The 16573-nt window shown below is 62.0% G+C and carries 14 protein-coding genes, 1 tRNA gene and 2 pseudogenes; 8 read left to right on the top strand and 9 right to left on the bottom strand.

The genetic code is table 11. The features are described 5' to 3' along the window. Positions 1–89: 89 nt before the first annotated feature. Positions 90–486 (bottom strand): annotated as a pseudogene (gene tnpA / locus FN369_RS04275) (IS200/IS605 family transposase). Positions 487–577: 91 nt separating this feature from the next. Here tnpA and FN369_RS04270 point away from each other — a divergent pair. Then, positions 578–1045 (top strand): annotated as a pseudogene (locus FN369_RS04270) (O-acetyl-ADP-ribose deacetylase); the annotation flags it as partial. Here the strand turns inward: FN369_RS04270 and FN369_RS11085 are convergent. From FN369_RS11085 to FN369_RS04245, 6 genes are all read right to left on the bottom strand, one after another. Continuing rightward, the gene (locus tag FN369_RS11085) at positions 1042–1488 is read right to left on the bottom strand and encodes a ubiquitin family protein (protein WP_178087666.1); all 447 of its coding nucleotides are present in this window, start codon (positions 1486–1488) and stop codon (positions 1042–1044) included. The pseudogene FN369_RS04270 and the gene FN369_RS11085 sit on opposite strands and share 4 nt — an antisense overlap. 77 nt (positions 1489–1565) lie before the next feature. Beyond that, the gene (locus tag FN369_RS11080) at positions 1566–2000 is read right to left on the bottom strand and encodes a hypothetical protein (protein ID WP_246189539.1); all 435 of its coding nucleotides are present in this window, start codon (positions 1998–2000) and stop codon (positions 1566–1568) included. Positions 2001–2058: 58 nt separating this feature from the next. Next, positions 2059–2131 (bottom strand) — tRNA-Ala (locus FN369_RS04260). 81 nt (positions 2132–2212) lie between these two features. Continuing rightward, positions 2213–3424, bottom strand: coding sequence for an SEL1-like repeat protein (locus FN369_RS04255; RefSeq protein ID WP_142524962.1), 1212 nt, complete (start codon positions 3422–3424; stop codon positions 2213–2215). A 67-nt stretch (positions 3425–3491) separates the two neighbouring features. Then, complete coding sequence (locus FN369_RS04250; RefSeq protein WP_142524966.1) at positions 3492–4556, bottom strand: 3-deoxy-7-phosphoheptulonate synthase; 1065 nt, start codon at positions 4554–4556, stop codon at positions 3492–3494. Between the two features lie 13 nt (positions 4557–4569). After that, positions 4570–5598: an A/G-specific adenine glycosylase gene (locus FN369_RS04245; protein ID WP_142524961.1), complete on the bottom strand. Its 1029-nt coding sequence runs from the start codon at positions 5596–5598 to the stop codon at positions 4570–4572. Between the two features lie 22 nt (positions 5599–5620). On the opposite strand from FN369_RS04245, the gene rnhC reads away from it, so the two are divergent. The 3 genes from rnhC (at position 5621) to FN369_RS04230 (ending at position 9615) form a co-directional block, all read left to right on the top strand. After that, the gene (gene rnhC, locus FN369_RS04240) at positions 5621–6769 is read left to right on the top strand and encodes a ribonuclease HIII (protein ID WP_142524960.1); all 1149 of its coding nucleotides are present in this window, start codon (positions 5621–5623) and stop codon (positions 6767–6769) included. A 156-nt stretch (positions 6770–6925) separates the two neighbouring features. Then, the gene (locus FN369_RS04235; protein WP_246189537.1) at positions 6926–8515 is read left to right on the top strand and encodes a trypsin-like peptidase domain-containing protein; all 1590 of its coding nucleotides are present in this window, start codon (positions 6926–6928) and stop codon (positions 8513–8515) included. Between the two features lie 260 nt (positions 8516–8775). Further along, positions 8776–9615: a rhomboid family intramembrane serine protease gene (locus FN369_RS04230; protein ID WP_142524959.1), complete on the top strand. Its 840-nt coding sequence runs from the start codon at positions 8776–8778 to the stop codon at positions 9613–9615. Positions 9616–9791: 176 nt separating this feature from the next. On the opposite strand, the gene FN369_RS04225 is transcribed toward FN369_RS04230, so the two are convergent. Beyond that, complete coding sequence (locus tag FN369_RS04225; protein ID WP_142524958.1) at positions 9792–11024, bottom strand: hypothetical protein; 1233 nt, start codon at positions 11022–11024, stop codon at positions 9792–9794. 25 nt (positions 11025–11049) lie between these two features. Beyond that, the gene (locus FN369_RS04220; protein ID WP_142524957.1) at positions 11050–12438 is read right to left on the bottom strand and encodes a cytochrome ubiquinol oxidase subunit I; all 1389 of its coding nucleotides are present in this window, start codon (positions 12436–12438) and stop codon (positions 11050–11052) included. A gap of 307 nt (positions 12439–12745) precedes the next feature. Between FN369_RS04220 and FN369_RS04215 the strand changes: the two genes are divergently transcribed. The 4 genes from FN369_RS04215 to ligA form a co-directional block, all read left to right on the top strand. Beyond that, complete coding sequence (locus FN369_RS04215; protein WP_142524956.1) at positions 12746–13522, top strand: ROK family protein; 777 nt, start codon at positions 12746–12748, stop codon at positions 13520–13522. Between the two features lie 71 nt (positions 13523–13593). Next, a complete protein-coding gene (dinB, locus tag FN369_RS04210; protein WP_142524955.1) occupies positions 13594–14685 on the top strand; it encodes a DNA polymerase IV in 1092 nt (363 codons plus the stop codon). Positions 14686–14718: 33 nt separating this feature from the next. Further along, the gene (locus FN369_RS04205) at positions 14719–15360 is read left to right on the top strand and encodes a Slp family lipoprotein (RefSeq protein ID WP_178087665.1); all 642 of its coding nucleotides are present in this window, start codon (positions 14719–14721) and stop codon (positions 15358–15360) included. Positions 15361–15405: 45 nt separating this feature from the next. After that, positions 15406–16573: NAD-dependent DNA ligase LigA (gene ligA, locus FN369_RS04200; protein ID WP_142524953.1), on the top strand; the 1168-nt coding region annotated here is incomplete at its 3' end.

The raw sequence follows: 16573 nt of genomic DNA, 5'->3' as shown, positions 1-16573 counted from the left end.
CGCGGCATCGAGCCGCTTCGACAAGGCCGCCTCATCCGCGGCGGTGGTCCGCAGCGGAAACTCGGCGATGAACGACGGCGTCTTGCTCCTCATCCGATCCATTTCCGGTTTTCGATGTATTGCTTGACCGTGGCGAGCGGAGCGCCCCCAACGGTTGCGACAAAATAGCTATTCGTCCACAAAGCCAGTAGTCCGCGCCGCGGGCGCTGGAAATTCACTGCGCGGAGAGAATGAGGTGCGTCCCTTTGCCAGCCGCACAAGCTGATGGATCCCAAACTGTGGATCGCAACCGACGAGCAGGTGGACGTGATCCGGCATGACCTCAATCTCGATCAATTCCGCCTTCTTCTCGGCGACCACTCCCCGGACGATCTCCTTGAGTCGCCGGTCGATCGGATCCACCAGCACCTTGCGGCGATACTTTGGGCACCAGACAACGTGGTATTTGCAGGAAAACACCGCATTCCTGTTGCTCCGATACCGCATCCCCAACTCTTTATACAGAAACATCACTGCCTATTGCAACCATCGCCGCTTACCCCATGGCTAAAGCCAGGGGCTTGCGCGGCGTTTTCCGGTCAATGCCGCCAACTCGAGCCTCCTGGGCGGAGGAGGCGTCGATGGGGCGATCCACCGGGCTGCAGGTCCCGCTCTTCTAGAGGAATGCCGCTCTCTCGGGGGCTGCTCCGTGGGAGAGGCAAAGGCAACCAAGGGCTACCGCCTTCCAGCCAAATGGGTGATCCATACGGTGGGGCCTTTTTGGCGAGGAGGCAACCACGGCGAGGACGATCTTCTTGCAAACTGCTACCGGGAAGCCCTTCGCTTGGCCGCGGCACTTCCTGCCCGCTCCGTCGCCTTTCCGGCGATCAGTACGGGAGCCTATCGTTTTCCCACAGACCGGGCGGCTCGGATCGCCGTGAAGGAGATCGGCACCTTTCTCGGCGACAATCCGCTGCCGGAAAAGGTCTATCTGGTCTGCTTCCGTGACGAGACCCTCCACGCCTATCGGAAGGCGCTCGCAGCCTTTTGCGTGGGCAATCCCTAGCCTCCTCCGGGATCCATAGGACGCAATCCGCGCAGCGGGGATCGCCTTCGAAATAGGGTGCAGGAGACCGTTGCGCAAGGGCCAGTGGGAAAGGGAGAGCTTCTCTCCCTGCGATCGACGCGGCGGAGCAGATCCGAAAGCTGCGGACGGATCTCCGTCTCCCGCAGCCAACAGCCCCGGGGGAGCGCCGCCCGCAGAAGCAGGCCGGCATCCCGGGTAAGCGGCATTTGCTGCTCGGAAGCGGAGAGCTTGCCGAGAATCCAGTCGACCTCGGTCTGCGGAATTCCCTGACTCTCGATCCGATCCTTAACGGAAGCCTTTCCGCAAAGGAAATGTGGAGAGGAGAGCTCCGCTTTCTCTCTTGGGAAAACCGTTGCGCTCCGCGGAAAACAACGAAACTCGATTCCTTTCCCGTTCGTTCTCCGCCGTCCGGGCCGACGCACCGCCCTATCCGGCTCGGGTTCCCGGGTGAACTCGGCTTTCCCGCTCCTCTTGCTTCGAAACAATCGTCGGGAAACAGTTAGCGGTAGCACCAGACCCAGAGTTGGTCGGCGAGATCTCCCGGGACCGGAGAATGGGCCTTTTTTTCCGCCGGAGTGAAGCGAATCAGCCCTTTCCCGCCGTGGGCCGCGCAGACCCTTTCCAAGGGGCGCCAGGTCGAGGAAATGAGCCTCGTTTCGTCGATGTAGAGAGCCCCGAGAATCCGGTAGCGGGCCGGGGTACCGCGTAGGTAGATGGGCAGCCCTGGAGAATCGTCGAATTCGGGCCCCGTGATTCTGACGACCGGACCCCGGTTCTGCGCATGGTTCACCCGTATGTCGTACCAGTAGGCTTTCGAAGCCCACGCGGGTGCCAAGCAGAGCAACCAGAAGGCAACGATCGATGCCGCTATCTTCGGTTTTCCCCTCCGCTTGCCGATCCGAAACGAGCGGCGGTTGCCGGAAAAGCGAACCATCTCCTTTCCCTCCACGGGCAGAAATATGAGCTTGCGATCCTTCCGAAACCTCGCTTCGTGGAGCCTAGGGGATTCGAACCCCTGACCTCCTCAATGCCATTGAGGCGCTCTACCAACTGAGCTAAGACCCCGGCTAAGATCCCCATCCCTGCCATCGTTCGACCCGGCTGTCAAGGGAAAGCCTGTGCGCCGAAGACGGACGGAACATCTCTTCAACGAGCGGGGGGTTTGGCCGCTTTTTCCAAGAGGAGGAGCTCTTCCTTGGCCTCCCGATCCCCCTGCTCCGCCGCCTTCTCGAGCCAGGCTTCGGCCTCCTCTCGGTTCGCCTTGACGCCCTCTCCGGACTGATAGAGCCGCCCGAGCTCCCGTTCCGCAGCGACATCTCCCAGTTCCGCCGCTTTCCGATACCAGAGGAGAGCTTCCTCGGGGTCGCGCGAAACTCCCTTCCCTTCCTCATACAGGCGTGCCAAATGGCGAGCCGCCCCGGGGTAGCCATGGGCCGCCGCCTTCCGATACCAGTCCGCAGCCTTTTTCAGATCCTGCGGCACGCCCCTTCCGTTCTCGTAGGCGCTCCCGAGGTTGTCTTGCGCCTTGAGCTCCCCCTGTTCGGCCGCCTTTTGCCACCAGGAGGCGGCTCGCTCCGCATCCTGGGAAACTCCCTTCCCTTCGGCGTAGAGCACGGCGAGATCCGACTGGGCGAATGGATCGCCCGCCGTCGCAGCTTTCTCGAGCCAGTGGGCCGCCTGGGCAAAATCCTGGGGTACCCCGAGGCCTTGGACATAGGCGACCCCAAGCTGGAATTGCGAGGGAGCGTAGCCCTGCTCCGCGGCCTTCCGATACCAGGAAGCGGCCACGGCCGGATCGGCTTCGACTCCCCGCCCCTTGGCATACATCCGTCCAAGGCTATGTTGCGCCTCGGGCTGACCCGCCGCCGCAGCCTTCCGATACCAATGAAGCGCCTCGCCATAACTCTGTTCGACGCCCAGACCGTGGGCATAAAGGACACCGAGACTCCACTCTCCCAAGGGATCGCCCTGCTCCGCCGCCCGACGGCTCCAGTCGAAAGCCCGGGAAAAATCCCGGGGAACGCCTTGCCCGACGGTATAAAGCAAGCCGAGAGCCGCCTGGGCGGGTGCTGATCCATTCCGAGCGGCCTTCGTGTACCATTCGACCGCTTTTTTCGCATCCGGTTCCACTCCCTGTCCTTCCAGATAGGCGGCGGCGAGCCGGTATTGCGCATCCGGGTCCCCACGGCGTGCGGCCCGCTCCAACCGCAGCAAGACGGCGGAAGTGATTCCGGGCTCTCCCGCAGCCATCCCGGCGGCTGCCTTTGCCGCGGGGACACTTGGGAGGACCAAGGGAAAAGCGAAGGCAAAAAGGAGAAGAAAGCGCTTACGGAAGGGAAGCCACGTCACCAGGGTCATTTTTTGGCAATGCCATTTTTGCAGGATCAATTTGCAGGATCAAAAGGCGGGCCGTTTTCCGCTCGGTTCAGCAACCGGTCGAAAACGTTTCCCGAATTCGCCGACTGCTCTGGCGCAGGAGTTTTTCGGTCGTATCCCAATCGAGGCAGGGATCCGTCACGGAGATCCCGTAGCGAAGTTCGGTGAGATCCTCGGGAATCTTCTGGCTCCCTTCGAAGAGGTAGCTTTCGAGCATCGCCCCGATGATCGCCTCGGTTCCCCGGACCCGCTGCTCAAGGATGCTCCCCAGAACGGTCTCCTGCACCGAAGGCCGTTTGGCCGAGTTCGCATGGCTGCAATCGACGATGACTCGTTGGGGCAGTCCCCCTTTGAGGAGGCGAATGCACGCTTCCTGAATGCTCTCCGGGTCGTAGTTGCTGCGCTTGTGCCCGCCGCGCAGAACCAGATGGCCCCAAGGGTTCCCGGAGGTCCGAATCACGCTCGTGAAGCCTTCCTGGTCGATTCCCACGAAGCTGTGGGGTTGGAGCGCCGCTCCCAGAGCGTCGACGGCGATTTGGAGCGAGCCGTCGGTCCCGTTCTTGAAACCGACCGGCATCGAGAGTCCGCTCGCCATCTCCCGGTGGAGCTGGGATTCTGTGGTGCGGGCCCCGATGGCCGCCCAGCTGATCAGATCGGCAAGGTATTGCGGGGTGATCGAATCGAGGAACTCGCTGGCGGCGGGAAGCCCCATCTCGTTGATCTCCAGGAGAAGTTTCCTGGCGAGCCGCAATCCTTCCTGGATGTTGCACGAGCCGTCCAGGAAGGGATCGTTGATGAGCCCTTTCCAACCGACCGTCGTTCTCGGTTTTTCGAAATAGGTTCTCATCACCAGGAAGAGCTCCCCCTTGAGCTCCTCCTGCAAGGCCTGGAGAGATCGGGCGTAGTCCAGGGCGGCCACCGGATCATGAATCGAGCAGGGGCCGACAATTATCAAAAATCGCTTATCTTCCCCCGACAAAATTCGCTGAATGGCGAGGCGGCTCGCGTAGACGGTCTGGTTCGCGGCCTCGGTCAAAGGGAGACTTTCCTTGAGAGCGCGCGGGGAGACCAAGCGCTCGACGGAGCGAACGCGTAGGTCCTGTATAGGCAACATCATGTTTGTGAGCCTATCGCAGGACCAGCGGAAGAGCAAACGCTTCTCCAGGCTCGGAGGGAGCGTGGGGCAGGACCCGATCCAACGCGCGCCGATGCGGGGTCGGCAGCGGCAGGCTCGGCAGCTCCTCTCGGCCGAACCATCGTCCCTGCCCGCTCGCTTCGTCTTGCCAATCGGCCCAAAAGACCGTCAGGCTCACCCGGTACCGGGTAATCGAATAGACGAGCCGACAGGCTTCCCCAAGGCTCTTCATGCGGGCGGAATCGAGCTCGGGCAGCCGCCAAAATCCGCGGTAGCGTTCCCTTCCGGAAGGCTCCAACCATATCCGGCCCTCGCGGACGAGGAGGGCGGCGGACTCTTCGCAGCGGGTGGAGGAGCTCTTGCGCACTGGAGAAGAGCGCCGACCACGGCTCCGACAGAGATCGGCCACAGGGCAGAGCGGGCAATCGGCCTTTTGCGGCCTGCAGATGGTCCTCCCCATCTCCATCAAGGCGGAATTGTAGGCCGCGCAATCCCGGGAGGCGGGCAGAAGGGATTCGGCAACTTCCCAGAGACGATTCCCGCCGGCCTCTTCCGACAAGGAAAAGAGCCGGAGGAAGAGCCGACGGACATTCGCGTCGACCAGAGGCACTCTCTTCCCGAAGGCGAGGCTGGCGACCGCTCCCGCGGTATAGCGCCCGATCCCGGGAAGAAGCGCAAGCTCCTTCGGCCGGCTCGGCAGCCGCCCGCGACGTTCCGCCACCAGCAGCCGGGCGACCCGGTGGAGGTTGCGCGCCCGGGCATAGTAGCCGAGCCCTTCCCAGAGGCGGAGAACTTCCTCCTCCGAAGCCGCGGCCAAGGCGAAGAAATCCGGAAAGCGCTCCATCCAGCGCCGATAGTGGGCAACGACCGTCGCTACGCGCGTCTGCTGCAACATGAACTCGGACACGAGAACCGAATAGGGATCGGGGGAGCGCCGCCAGGGGAGATCGGCGGCATGGTCGTGATACCAGGCGACCAGGCGCCGGGGGAATTCATGACGAAATTTGCTCTCGATCCTCATCGGGATCCGGTAGGCTCTCTCCGTGTCTTCTCTTCTGACGCCGACCGCTCTCCACTCCAAGGACTTTTTCGCACCGGGCGACCCTTCCGGCGGATCGGTCTTTCCCCACGACGTCCCCCCTTCTTTCCGACCCTCCACGTTCTCCTTTTCCTTCCATTGCTCCCAAATCGAGGAGCTTCGGGAGCGCCTGCGGGCGAAGGGCTTCGAAATGAAGCCCCTCGAGCATGGCTTCTTCGAAGGGCGCGGACGCTCCGTGATCGTTCGAGCCTACCGGAGCGGAAAGGTCGTCGTCCAAGGGAGCGGTGCCGCGGACTTCGTAGAAATGTTTTTAGAACCGGAGATCCTCCGGGAGGCGCGGATCGGATACGAAGAGGCCTTGGAACCCGAAGAGAGTCTTCCCCACGCAGGTTCGGACGAATGCGGAAAGGGCGACTTCTTCGGCCCGCTGGTCGTAGCGGCGGCTTACGTCGACCCGGAAATCGCCCGCGCGCTTCGCCGTCTGGGAGTGCGGGACAGCAAGGAAGTGAAGAGCGACGCGCGCGCCATTCATCTGAGCGAGGAGATTCGGAAAGCGGTTCGCGGCCGGTGCTCTCTGGTTGTCCTCGGACCAGCCAAATACAACGAGCTCTACCGTCGTTTCGGCAATCTCAACCGCCTGCTCGCCTGGGCGCATGCCACCGCCCTTTGCGAGCTGCTGCGGAAGGTCCCCTCCTGCCCCCGAGCGCTGGTCGATCAATTTGCCAAAGCTCCCGTGCTCGAGCGAGCGCTCGAGCAGCAGGGCCTTTCTCTTCCCGTGGAACAGAAGCCGCGGGCCGAATCCGATATCGCGGTGGCCGCCGCGTCTCTTCTGGCCCGCGGCGAGTTCCTTCGCCGGCTCGCCCTTCTCGGGAAGGAAGCCGGCATGCGGCTTCCGAAGGGGGCCTCCTCGCCTGTCCGGGAAGCGGCTCGAGAGATCGTCCGCCGCCACGGAGCCGAACGACTCCATGCTCTGGCAAAGATCCATTTCCGCACCTACGCGCAAGCGGCGGACGGCGGCCTCTCCCCCGTGCGCGGGGAGGATCGTGGAGAATCGCCTTCGGCGGTTGCCTCGAGAGCCCCTTGCGCCGCTCCCTCAAGCGGGTATGGTGCCATAGATCGAATCGAAGAAGAGAAAACGGAGAGAAAGTCATAACAAGACGCTTGACAATATGCGCGTTGCCTAGGTTGCTCCTCGGTAAGAGGGTTCGAAGCGAAAGTCGCTTTCTCCGAATCTCGAAAAGGACTTCGTTTCGCAAGTAGGGGTTGTCGGCCACGCGATGAGCCGGATGGCCGGCTATCCCTGGGGGAGATGATTGTGGGCATGTTGCGCCTTATGGAAGGGCATACGCCGTTGATCAAGGGGCCCTGGAAACGGGGAGGACTCCTCATCCTGGTTGCACTCTTGGGAGCCGCCCTGGGACTGGGAATCCGTGAGTTCCTCCTGCCGTCTCCCAAGCCCGTGCCTCCACCGACAACAACCTCGGAACCTCTGATTCCGCGTGCGATCCCCGTACCGCACGGCCCGGAGTCGCACGCGACCGCTACCGCCGGCGGGTTGCTGCAAGAGATCAACCGCGAGTATGTCGATGTTCTCTCGCGGATCCTTCCGAGCGTGGTCAACATCTTCACCGCACGCCCCGTGAGCGCCGACTCCGGGGAAGCGGTGCCTTCCGCAGAGTCGGGCACCCGCAACGCCCGCCGCGCACCCATCGACGAAGAGACATCCCTCGGCTCCGGTGTCATTCTCAGCCCGCAAGGGCATATTTTGACCAATGCGCACTTGGTCAAAAACGCTCGGGAAATTCGCGTGCAACTCTTCGACGGCCGGCGCTATCAGGCGAAACTGATCGGACTGGACGAGCCGGCCGATATCGCCGTCCTCAAAGTGGAAGCCAAGGGCCTCGTGCCCGCCCTCTGGGGGGATTCCGACCGATTGGAGGTAGGCGAGCAGGTCTTCGCCGTCGGCAACCCGTTCGGCCTCAGCGGATCGGTCAGCCGCGGAATCGTGAGCGCCAAGGGTCGCAACCCGAATCTTTCCTCTTCGGGCTTCGAGAACTACATCCAGACGGACGCCGCCATCAACCCGGGCAATTCCGGCGGGGCCCTCATCAACGTAGAGGGGCTGCTGGTTGGCATCAACACGGCGATTTATTCGCGCAGCGGGGGATCCAACGGTATCGGCTTTGCGATCCCGAGCAAGCTGGCTCGCTTCGCCTACGAGAGCCTCGTTGCCCGAGGGAAAGTCGTCCGCGGCTTTCTCGGCGTGGAAGCGCAAGAGGTCGACGAAGATATGCAACAGGCATTCAACCTGCCGGACACCTCCGGGGCGCTCGTGACGCGCGTAGAGCCGAATTCCCCGGCGGCGAAGGCGGGGATCCGGCGGGGAGACGTGATCGTCCGATACCATGGGATGAACGTGCGCGACCCGGCGGAGCTGCGGCTCTACGTTTCCGAGACGTCTGCTTCTACCGAAATTCCCATCATCTTCTACCGAGACGGACGATCCCTGACGGTGCAGGCGCAAATTTCCGAGCAGCCGGAACAAGGGAGCCGCACCGAGGAGAACTCGCGGTGGCAAGTCGTCCGCACCGGGGAACTCGGCAACGCTTTCGCCGGCCTGCAAATCGTCGATCTCGATGACGGATTGCGGGCGCAGCTGGGTCTTCAGAGCCGGGCATCCGGGGTGTATGTGGTCGATGTGGAAGAGGGATCACCCTCGATCGACCTCCTGCAACCCGGCGATGTGATCGAGGAAATCCGTAAGGTCGGAAAGCCTTCGGAGAAGGTGCGCAATACCCGTGAGCTCCTCCGGATCGCCGCAGCGGAGCATGGGAAAGAGCCGGTCCTTTTCTATATCCGCCGCGGCGGGGCACAAACGTTCGTCCTGGTTCGGCCTTAACCGGCGCTTCCCACTCGCTCTCTCCTGCCGTCGGCTCGAGGTGACGGCCATCCTCGAACTTCGTTTTCCTGCTTCGCGGTATTTTCTCCTTCCAAGGCTCCGGCGGTGGCTGGCATCAAGGTCCCGGGGAGGCACCGTCGGTCCAAACTTTTTGGGAAAAAGGGCCGAAATGGTTTTTAAACTTGAGCAAAATCGGTGGAGGCTGTTTTTCTTTAGAAATCGGAATTTACGACCCGCTCGAGATTCGGCACATTTAAGCTATGGGATACTGGCCCGGAGACGGCCGGGGAGAACCGGTTTTTCGCTTACAGAATCGTCCGGTTTACCTGACCGATATCTTCATTGCGTTTCACTGCCTGTCGTTCGTCGTCGGCGTATTGTCCGTCGCAACCTACCGGCTGGCTTGGTTCCAGGAGTTGTCGCTAAGCCCTCAGGCGGTACTCTCCCAAGGGAAGGTCTGGCAGATCTTCACCTATGCGTGGATCCACTCCCCTTCGCTCTGGTTCGCGCTCTGGATGCTGATGTTTTTCTGGTTCGGACGGGAGGTGGAGTTTGCCCTCGGCCGGAAGAAGTATTTCTTCCTCTACCTCTCCCTCATCCTGGCTCCGGCCCTCTGTGCCGTCCTCTTCAGCCTGATCGACCGAAGCGGCGGAACCTTCTACGGCCCCGACGAAGCGCACATGGCGATCTTCGTCGCCTTTGCAGCCATTTCGCCGGCCGCCGAGCTGATCTTCGGCATCACGGCCAAGTGGTATGCCATCGCCCTGCTGGCCCTCTACGTCCTGATCGATATCTCCGCCCACGCATGGACTCCCCTGCTCATGCTGAGCGTCGCCTCGGGCATCGCCTATCTTTCCGTTCGGATGCCGAATGTCTCCTGGATTCGCTCTTGGGGAGGATGGGGCTGGAGAAAGCGGAGTCGATCCTCCGCCTCTTCCGGAACTCCGCCTCGGCCGCAGAGCACGAGCGCCCCGAGTGAGTCGATCGATGCGATTCTCGACAAGATCTCCCGAAAGGGGATTGGCAGCCTCACCAAGTCGGAGCGGGAAGCCCTGGAGCGCGCCCGCAAGGCTCTCTTGCGCAAGGAGCAGCGCAAGTAGAGAAGCGAAAGCGCTTTTCGAGCCTGTTCGCTGTCTGCAAGAAACGCGAGCTTTCCTCCCGAAGCCGGGTCTTTCCAATTGGATGAAGGAATCCCGGTCGGGCGGAGTTCTTTGGATCCGCTTCTCCTTCCATCGCTGAACCTCTGACGGAAGCGGCTCGCCTTCCCTCCGGCCGCTCAACGGAAATTGCGGATCCAGACGCTGATTCCGACAGCGAAGAAGATCGAGATCCAGATCAAGACGATCGCCAATGCGGCGTTCGAGAGGCGGGCCACGGTCTTGCCGGCCACATACGATCCCTCTACCCTTCCCGCCTGCCAGAGCATCGCGAGAAGGAAGCCGAGAGCAAGCCCTCCGACGCCGAGAAATGTCGTGAAGAACAAGAGGGTCGAGGCGAGATCGAGGTTGACCTTGTAGGTCATCGGATCATACCCGAGGGGGAGGAGGGCACCCAAACGGATCTCCTCCCGAGCGATCCCGACGATCAGCGTATAGACGACGAAAAGACCCTGGAAGAGATACCCCTTCCCGGCAGCCGCCGGTGCGCTTCTTCGCCAAAGGAACGCGAGGCTTCCCAGCAGCGTGATCACCACGACCCAGAGAAAGGGGTGGGCTCCCGCCTTCTCGATCCCCGCAAACCAGACCAGGGCGAAGACGGCCTGCCCCAGAAAGCCCCAGCGCGCCCACTGCCAGCCAATTCTCCGGCAGAGCTCCCGATAGGATGGCGGGAAGTCGTTGCGCGTCCGAAAGTAGTCGGCGTACGCCAGAAGAAAGATCCCGGTTCCGGCCACGGCAGCGGCAAAAAAGAAGGCAAAGCGCGGAAAGGAGAAGGCGTGGACCTTCAGGCCGGACATGTCGGGCACGCCCTGTGGCGCGTACCATTCGAGCCACTTGGCGGGAAGGATCGACTGGACGGAGAGGACGTGCATCACGAATCCGTTCAAGGCAAAGAGGAGGACGGCCGCCACCGCCCAGACCAGCTCGCCCGAGGATGCTCCCTCCTTGTTGCGAAACGAAAAGATGAACCAGCAAGTGTAGCCCAGCCCGAGGGCATAGATAAATCCCATGACCCACGCGGCCGAGAGGACGTTGGAGGCATACCACATCGGGTCGTAGATCACCTGCGTGAAGAGCAGCGGAGCGACCCCGAGGACGATCGCCAAGGAAAGGGCGATCTTCGTCACTTGCGTCATCGCTCTGGAGAGCCTGCCCCACAAGGGATCCGCCCGCCGGTAAAAGGAGGCGATTGCCAGGGTCGCGCCTCCCAAGACCAAGTTGACGAAAAGGATATGCATAGCCCAGGTCAAGACCATGAGCCACTGGAAAATGGCCGGGGGGGCCGGAATCCCCGCGGGATCGCGCAGAACGTTGAGCATCGACGCGAGATCGGCATGAGAGGAAGTATGCATGGTCTTCTGTCTCCTTGGCTGGAAGCTACTGCGATCCTGTGGGTTTGGCCTCGACGGCGGAAAGGGAAGCGGGCCTTTCGGAGGCGTGAGCGATGAAGTACGCGAGCGCTTCCCTCTCCTTTTCGGATAGCGGAATGTCCGGCATGTAGGGGATGGCTCCGGTATAGAGCGGTCCGTCAAGAAACGCCCGAACTACGCGCGGATCGGTCGTCCCTCCGAACTTGGCCGGGAGGGGACGCAGCAAGCCGGTCTTTTCGAGGCTGTGGCAGTTGGCACACGCAATCGCGGCTATCATCCGGCCCGCCTCGAGCCGATTCCGCGGAGTGATCTCCTTGAGGTCCGCAGGAACGAAAGGGTGGAGGGCGAGCAGGCCATACTCTTGGATTGCACGAACCTCCGCCTTGATCCCCTTCCCCGGCACATCCCGGGAGATCACTTGGTTGCCGTAGATGTACTGGCCGGCCACATAGGGTTTGCGCAGGCTCTCCCGGGCCCGCTCTTCCGGCCAAAGCCCGAAGAGGAGGAGGAGCACGGTCATGACGGAGGCAACCGGAGCGGGTAGCCAGGATGGCTTCCAGGCGAGCCACGCGAGGTAGAGGCCGATGAGCAAGAGCATTCCGATCAGCAATTGCGGCGTGTAGGCGGGAAGCCGGGCCGCAAGGATGATCTTCGCCGTAGGAGGCAGGGTCTGGACATACCAGTAGAAAAGAGGCACGAGGGCGACGAGGCCGAAAAACCCCATCTTCGCGATAAAACGGGCGATCTCGCTCCGCTGCGCCCTGTCTTGGACGCCGGCGACGACGATGCTCCCGACGATCGCGGCCGCCACGCACATGAACGCGGCTCGCATCGTCATCTGGGCAAAGATGTTGAGGTTGTAGAATGCGTCGAGCACCGAGCCCGTCCGATACCAACGCTCTCCTCCGGGCCACATCATGAAGGAGAGGATCCCGATGATCAGCAGTAGGGTTTCCAGCGAGGCGACGGCGAAGAGCCAGGTAAGCTTCAGATGGGTTTTCGGGTCGACCTTGCCGATCGTGTAGACCAGGGCGTAGACCCCGATCACCTCCGTGACAAAGAAGACCCACTCGGTGGCCCAGACCCAGACGAAGTTGTGGATTAGGCCGGAAATGCCGCGCGGGCTGGCCACCGTGGTCGAATACCAGATTCCCGGACCGGTGACCGATCCCCAGATATAGGAGAAGACCAGCAGAAAGACCCCGTAGCGGCGGATGTAGTCGAGCAGCCAGGGCTTGTTCTCCCGGTAGGCCTTGGTTTCGAGAAGGGCGAACAGAAAGGAAGCCCCGATCGAGGTGTGAGAAGCCAATATGTGAATGGTTCCGGTAATGCCCATTACCCATCCCGATCCGATATAGGGCACGTACCAGGTAGGATACATCCCCAAGCTTTCCATCGTGAGTCCCTCCGTCGGCGAGCGACAGCGATCCGGCCTCTCCCCCTCTCCGCATCGAGCCTCTCACTTGTTATTACAAGCTAGCGCTCCCACAGAAATCGGTCAACCGGCCCCCGCACCGGTTGCCATCGTTTGTGACGATTTCTTTTTGCGGCCGCTTCGTTCCCGCCACCTCGATCCCCGCATCCTCCCGATCGGGCAGGGAGCGAGGAGGAAATGGCCTCCGAAAGAGATCGACTCAAGCGGACGGCGGATTTTCTCTTGCGCTTTGCCGGCGGTCGGGGAAGGCTCTTTTTGAACTCTTGAGATGAAGATCCTTGCGGTCGACATCGGCGGGCACAACGTAAAGCTGCTCGCTACCGGCCAGCGGCAACCCCGGAAGTTTCCCTCGGGGCCCGCCTTTACTCCGCAGGAGCTGGTCGAGCGGCTCCTCGAAGCAGCGACTGGATGGTCTTTCGAGGCGATTTCCATCGGATATCCCGGACCGGTGATCGGCGGAAAGCCGGCCGCGGAACCCCGCAACCTGGGCTCCGGTTGGCTCGACTTCGATTTCAGCGAAGCCTTCGCCATTCCCGTCAAGGTCGTGAACGACGCTGCGATGCAAGCATGGGGGAGCTATGCGGGAGGGCGAATGCTCTTCCTCGGTTTGGGGACCGGACTGGGAACCGCCCTGATCCTTGACGGCCTGCTCCATCCATTAGAAACCGCTCATCTCCCCTACAAGAAGGGGCTGACGTACGAAGAGGTCTTGGGCGATGCGGGGCTCAAGCGCCTGGGGAAGAAGCGATGGCGCCAAGAAGTCCGGAGCGTCGTCCATCTCTTTCGGGAAGCCTTTCAAGTCGATTATCTGGTCGTCGGCGGTGGCAACCGCAAGCTCCTCAAGTCGCTCCCGCCTTACGTGCGGCTCGGGGATAACGCCTTCGCCTTTCTTGGAGGCTTCCGCCTTTGGGAAGAATCCGCGGAAGCGGTGAAACCGCTTGCGGAAGCGCTCCCGCCTTCCAGCAGCCCGGAGCCGGACTCGATTCCCCCCAAGCCCGCCCGCCAGCATCCTTCTTCCGGCACTCCTCCCGCTCCGTCGCCGTAGACGGATCGCCCGCGGCTCACGAGTCTGTCGACGAAGGTACGACCGAAGGGAAGCGAGCCGAGAAAACATCGATGGCACAGGTTCTTTTCCTCGACTTGGATGCCTTCTTCGCAGCGGTCGAGCTCTTGCGTCGCCCTTCCCTTCGGGATAGGCCTGTCCTCATCGCGGTCGGCCATCCTGGCGGGCGGGGAGTCGTTTCCACCGCAACCTATCCCGCCCGGAAATTCGGAGTTCGAAGCGGCATGCCGCTTCGACGAGCTCTCTCGCTCTGCCCGCAAGCCGTCGTTCTTCCCGCTCGCCACCATCTCTATTCGGCCTACTCGGAGAAAGTACGCCGCCTGCTGCACGCCCGCTTTGGCAAGGTCGAAGCCCTTTCGATCGATGAAGCTTGCGCGGAGGTGGAGGAAGGGGCCGATCCGGAACGGCTCGCCCGAGAGGTCCAAGATCAGGTAAGCCGGGAACTGGGACTTTCCTGTACCGTTGCCATCGCCTCCAACAAGCTCGTCGCGAAGGTTGCCTGCGAGACGGTAAAGCCGCATGGAACGATCGTAATCCCTCCGGGGAAGGAGGAGGAATTTCTCGCCCCGTTGCCGGTGGAGAGGCTCCCCGGTGTGGGCCCGAAAACCCACGACCGTCTCCTCCGACTCGGCGTGCGGACGATTGGAGAGTTGGCTGCGCGCTCGCAAGAAGCGCTTCTTCGGGAGTTCGGTAAGCAGGGCGTTTATCTTTGGGAAGCCGCACATGGCATCGACTCGACACCGATTCGGCCGGAATGGGAGCCAAAGTCGATCAGCCGCGAAACCACCTTCGACCGGGATGTCGCCGACCTCGCGGACCTTCGAAAGGTCTTGGAGGAGTTCAGCCATGCAATCGCGGACGAACTCCGAGCGGACCGCTTTTTGGCAAAGACGATCGTGGTGAAGCTCCGCTACGGAAATTTCGACACGCTCTCCCGCCAAGTGACGCTGCCCGTCGCCACAGCGGACCCAAAGGAGATCGCCGAATTCGCCACCCGGCTCTTCCGGGCCGTATGGCGGACGGAACGACCGCTCCGCCTTGTCGGCCTAGGGGTCCACGGACTGGTTCGCTCTTGGCCCAGAGGAGTTTCCGACTCCGAAGGACTCTTGGGGGAGGAACGGGGAGCAGGCCGGCAAAGGTTGTAAAGCTCCCTCCAAGAGGATAGATTGGAACCCATCGTGCGTTCCAATCAGCTCGGATTCCCTCGGCGCCGGCTTCTCGCCGGCTTTTGGCTCCTGATCGCTTGCCTGGCCGGATCCCTCGTGGGCTCGGAGGCCGCGTCGGTTCCGGATTGGTATCGGAAGCAGGCCAAGGACCAACCGACGTTTCCGGAGCTCTTGGCAAACCCTCTGGCCTATGACGGCCGCATCGTGATTCTGGGCGGAACGGTCGTAAAGGCCAAGAACACGGAAGGCGTTTTCCGCATCCAAATCGTCGAAAAGCCTCTCTCGAAAGCGTGGGGCTCGTACCGGCCCAAGCATGAGGAGACGTCGACCGGCTGTTTCTATGCGATCATCCCTGGCTTCGTCAATCATTCCGATTTCGTCCCGGGGACGGAGATCACCATCGCCGGCACCGTCAAGGGCGCTCAACCGGGACAGCTCGCGGAGCGCAGCACCCTTTTTCCGGTGGTGCGGACCTCCTGGATGCGGATTTGGAATGCTCCGCACAGAATGTCGGAAGGCCGGACCGCGTCCGCCGGCGTCGGACCGGGCATGGGATCCATGGGAATGTATGGACCGATGGGGATGTACGGTCCCATGGGAATGTATGGACCGATGGGGATGTATGGACCCATGGGAATGGGCCCTTGGTATTGAGCGGAAAGGAAGATCCCCGAAGACTAAATCGGGGCGTTGCGGGCCATGACCAAAGAGGAAGCAATCCGACGGCATCGTCTCTTGGTCGAGGAGATTCGAAAGCACGACCACGCCTACTACGTCGAAGCCAAGCCGCTCATCTCCGACGCCGAATATGATGCCCTCTACGACGAGCTCCGGAATCTCGAACGACTCTATCCGGATCTGGTAACCCCGGATTCCCCCACGCAACGAGTCGGCGGAGCTCCGCTGCCTGGATTTTCTCCGGTAGTCCACCGGGTTCCGATGCAGAGCCTGGACAATACTTACTCCCTGGAGGAGCTCTTCGCCTTCGTCGATCGCGTCCAGCGGGCCCTGCCGGAAGAAAGGCCGAGTTACGTCGTCGAGCCGAAGATCGACGGAGTTTCGATCAGCGTCGTCTACCGAAACGGCATCTTCGTCCGAGGAGCGACCCGCGGCGACGGAGAGACCGGAGACGACATCACCGCAAACCTCCGCACGATTCGGGCTCTCCCACTGCGTTTGGCGCTCCCCCATCCTCCAGAAATCTTCGAGGTGCGCGGGGAAGCGTATCTGCCGACGAAGGCCTTCGAAGAGCTCAACAAGGAGCGGGAGGCCCGAGGGGAGCCGCTCTTCGCCAACCCGAGGAATGCCACCGCGGGCTCCTTGAAACAGCTCGATCCTCGGATCGTGGCGAAGCGGCCCCTTTCCGTCATCTTTTATGGAGCTGGAGAGCTCCAGGGATTCAGCTGTGCGTCTCAAGTCGAGTGGCTTCGTACTTTATCTTTAGCGGGTCTACCCGTCCCCTCCTTCCACTGGCTCTGCCGGACCAAGGACGATTTAGCGGATGCGATCGCGGCGCTCGACGAGCGTCGGAAGGAGCTGCCTTACGCAACGGACGGGGCCGTCGTGAAGGTGAACGAATGGCGGCTTTATCCGCTCCTGGGATCGACGGCCAAGGCCCCGCGCTGGGCGATCGCCTACAAGTACGGGGCGGAACGGGCTCGGACGCGCCTTTTGCGCGTCGTCTTCCAAGTCGGCCGGACGGGCGTGATCACGCCGGTCGCCGAAATGGAGCCCGTCTTTTTGGCCGGAACCACGGTGAGCCGCGCCACCCTCCACAACTTCGACGAGATCCAGCGTAAAGGAGTCAAGATCGGGGACTGGATCTACGTCGAAAAGGCGGGCGAAGTCATCCCCGCCGTAGTCGGGG

Source organism: Methylacidimicrobium cyclopophantes (assembly GCF_902143385.2).
GTDB classification, from domain to species: Bacteria; Verrucomicrobiota; Verrucomicrobiia; order Methylacidiphilales; family Methylacidiphilaceae; genus Methylacidimicrobium; species Methylacidimicrobium cyclopophantes.
Note: the sequence above shows the minus strand (reverse complement) of the source record. Positions and strands in the feature narration are given on the sequence as shown.

Bases quoted from the DNA above. Each gene is read 5' to 3' on its own strand.
- FN369_RS11080 (WP_246189539.1), bottom strand. From the start codon at position 2,000: ATGGTTCGCTTTTCCGGCAACCGCCGCTCGTTTCGGATCGGCAAGCGG.
- FN369_RS04255 (WP_142524962.1), bottom strand. From the start codon at position 3,424: ATGACCCTGGTGACGTGGCTTCCCTTCCGTAAGCGCTTTCTTCTCCTT.
- FN369_RS04250 (WP_142524966.1), bottom strand. From the start codon at position 4,556: ATGTTGCCTATACAGGACCTACGCGTTCGCTCCGTCGAGCGCTTGGTC.
- FN369_RS04245 (WP_142524961.1), bottom strand. From the start codon at position 5,598: ATGAGGATCGAGAGCAAATTTCGTCATGAATTCCCCCGGCGCCTGGTC.
- FN369_RS04235 (WP_246189537.1), top strand. From the start codon at position 6,926: ATGATTGTGGGCATGTTGCGCCTTATGGAAGGGCATACGCCGTTGATC.
- FN369_RS04230 (WP_142524959.1), top strand. From the start codon at position 8,776: ATGGGATACTGGCCCGGAGACGGCCGGGGAGAACCGGTTTTTCGCTTA.
- FN369_RS04225 (WP_142524958.1), bottom strand. From the start codon at position 11,024: ATGCATACTTCCTCTCATGCCGATCTCGCGTCGATGCTCAACGTTCTG.
- FN369_RS04220 (WP_142524957.1), bottom strand. From the start codon at position 12,438: ATGGAAAGCTTGGGGATGTATCCTACCTGGTACGTGCCCTATATCGGA.
- FN369_RS04215 (WP_142524956.1), top strand. From the start codon at position 12,746: ATGAAGATCCTTGCGGTCGACATCGGCGGGCACAACGTAAAGCTGCTC.
- dinB (WP_142524955.1), top strand. From the start codon at position 13,594: ATGGCACAGGTTCTTTTCCTCGACTTGGATGCCTTCTTCGCAGCGGTC.